Here is a 2,725-nt window from a genome sequence, read left to right as displayed (position 1 = left end):
GGGTCTACCATAGGACTGGCAATGCTTTTGGGGTGTGTCACTGCTTATACTACCACGAGAGTGACAAAAGAGGGTTATATACTAAATAAAGTGTATCATATATACATGGAATCTGCTGTATCTTCAAAGAAAATGTTGGGGGATTTGCCGCCTAATTCTAGGGTGACGGGGATGACGTTTTGGGAGGCGTATTGCATGATTAGCCTGCCGGTGGTGGTTTCGCCTGTGAAGGCGACTTTGGCACTCCGGGGACTGGTGGCGAGGGTTTTGCCGATTTCGGCGCCGGGCCCGTTAATGACACGGTGGTTTCGTCGAGTTCGCCGATCGAGCCTTCTTGAGATCGGATGGAGCTTGCGAAGTAATTGAAAAAAATAGTAAATAAGTGCATTCATCATTATCAAGCTGACGATATTGCATAATATTTATTAGCACCATAAGCAATAAGGGTTAAAATACTCAATGTCTGCTCAAGGGTTTTATCGTCGTTCACTCCCCGATTCTGCTATTGCCTTTTCCTCCGTAGAGGGAAGGCAAATTTTTCGAGAAGCCTTGGCATTGGGAGGTATGGAAGGGTATTTTGCTCTAGCGGAACAGTTTCATACTCAAGCAGAACCCGCTTTTTGTGGATTGGGTAGTTTAGTTGTTGTTCTTAATGCCTTATCCATCGATCCGGGTCGCATTTGGAAAGGGGTGTGGAGATGGTATGGAGAAGAATTTTTAGACTGTTGCTTACCTCTTTCAGTCATTAAAGAAAACGGTATCACCTTTGATGAGTTTGTCTGTCTCGCACGTTGCAACGGTGCTGTTGTAAAACCTAACCGCTACCACCAAAGCAGCTTGGAAAACTTTCGGCAAGCAGTTGAGGAGGTGACTACGGCGTCAGGTGATATTCATCTAGTTGTTTCCTACAGCCGAAAGGTATTGAGACAAACGGGTGATGGTCACTTTTCACCAATTGGTGGCTATCATCCACAGCGGGATCTAGTTCTTCTGCTGGATGTTGCCCGTTTCAAATATCCACCTCACTGGGTTTCTCTACCTTTGTTATGGCAAGCATTTGAACCTGTCGATCCCGTCACTAATCAATGTCGAGGTTATATTTTATTGCAGAAGAGTGAAGGGTTGCCAGAAACCTTTTTTCATGTTGCTTGTGATTTACATCAGTGGCGTAGTGTTGCTCCTTACTTTACAGAAATACTCCCAGACATTCTGAGAAAAGAGCAACCTGATTCAATTGCTTCATTTGTCAGTACCATTCTGCACCATTGGCCTGTTGAATTCACAACTATGGTGCATACCTCGTCAGAGACGGCAGAGACACTTGAGAAATTACGGGCAGCTATTGAGTTAAATTCACTGTTTGATATTGTTCACCAATGCTTGTCAAGCGATGACTCGGATGCAATGTCTGTTGTACGCAAGTGGCGATCGCACCAGCTATTCGTAGCAGAGATAATAACAGCAATATTACTCTCGTGTCCCGAAACGCTCTATGCAACTCTCAAACCCGAGTTACGACGGTGGTTTAGTGAGGTTCGCCACCTTGAGAAACTACTCCCTCCCTTGGATGTAGAGATATCTAGATTGAGAGAACAAATGTCAGCACTCCAGGAGTTTTACACTTTATATTCCAAGGGACATCAGTGCAATATCCCTCTGAGTTAGCACCTACCGCCTTTTGAACTCCCCAAACCTCGACTAACGACAAAAGTGAAAATTAAATAGCAAGATTTAATAATCCCAGGCTGGTGGCGGTTGTGGAGGAAGATTCGCCGCAGCCAAATACTAGGGTTGTGACTGATGCGAGTGAGGAATGGACAACGGAAAAAGTGGAAGTGGTGGTAAAAAATGTAGTGTGAACATCTGGCTTGCTGGCTGTTTTTGCCTAAATTCTATTTGATTGACTCTTGGCTAAGGTAATCAGCACACATCTGTTTATCCTCTGCTGTTGCTTTCGGGTTGGTTCTGAGATAATCGCCGAGCCAGTTGCAGCCAAATGCCATCAGTTTATGGAAATCCCAAGCCCACCGTTTAATGGTTTTGTCACTGCTAGCAGAAGCCACAGTTTTGCCATCTGGACTAAAGGCAACGCTCCAGACCGAATCGCTGTGCCCGGTGAGGGTAGCAATGGGTTTTTGGCTTTGCAGATGCCACAGTTTGATGGTGTTGTCACTGCTAGCAGAAGCCAAAGTCAAGCCATCGGGACTAAAGGCAACGCTCCAGACCGAATCGCTGTGCCCGGTGAGGGTAGCAATGGGTTTTTGGCTTTGTAGATGCCACAGTTTGATGGTGTTGTCAAAGCTTGCAGAAGCCAAAGTTGTGCCATCTGGACTAAAGGCGACGCTATAAACCGAATAGCTATGCCCGGTGAGGGTAGCAAGGGGTTTTTGGGTTTCCATGTTCCACAGTTTGATGGTCTTGTCAAAGCTTGCAGAAGCCAAAGTCAAGCCATCTGGACTAAAGGCGACGCTTCTGACAGAATTGCTATGCTCGGTAAGGGTAGCTATGGGTGTTTGGCTTTGCAGGTTCCACAGTTTGATGGTCTTGTCAGCGCTAGCAGAAGCCAAAGTCAAGCCATCTGGACTAAAGGCGACGCTATAGACCAGATTGCTGTGCCCAGCGAGGGTAGCAATGGGTGTTTGGGTTTGCAGGTTCCACAGTTTGATGGTCTTGTCAAAGCTTGCCGAAGCCAAAGTTTTGCCATCTGGACTAAAAGCGACGCTAA

At 46.2% G+C, this 2,725-nt stretch carries 2 protein-coding genes and 1 pseudogene; 1 reads left to right on the top strand and 2 read right to left on the bottom strand.

Annotated features, from left to right (window positions below; all coding sequences use genetic code 11):
- Nucleotides 1-95: 95 nt before the first annotated feature.
- On the bottom strand, nt 96-395 hold the full coding sequence (locus QUA71_RS23380; protein ID WP_333288692.1) for an aldehyde dehydrogenase family protein: 300 nt from the start codon (nt 393-395) through the stop codon (nt 96-98).
- A 64-nt stretch (nt 396-459) separates the two neighbouring features.
- Here QUA71_RS23380 and QUA71_RS23375 point away from each other — a divergent pair, with 64 nt between their 5' ends.
- Complete coding sequence (locus tag QUA71_RS23375; protein WP_333288690.1) at nt 460-1,665, top strand: phytochelatin synthase family protein; 1,206 nt, start codon at nt 460-462, stop codon at nt 1,663-1,665.
- A 227-nt stretch (nt 1,666-1,892) separates the two neighbouring features.
- On the opposite strand, the pseudogene QUA71_RS23370 reads toward QUA71_RS23375, so the two are convergent.
- Nucleotides 1,893-2,725, bottom strand: a pseudogene (locus tag QUA71_RS23370) (WD40 repeat domain-containing protein); the annotation flags it as partial.

Origin of the sequence: Microcoleus sp. MON1_C5 (genome assembly GCF_036701875.1) — a bacterium.
GTDB lineage: Bacteria > Cyanobacteriota > Cyanobacteriia > Cyanobacteriales > Microcoleaceae > Microcoleus.
This window is presented reverse-complemented; position numbering and strand designations above follow the sequence as displayed.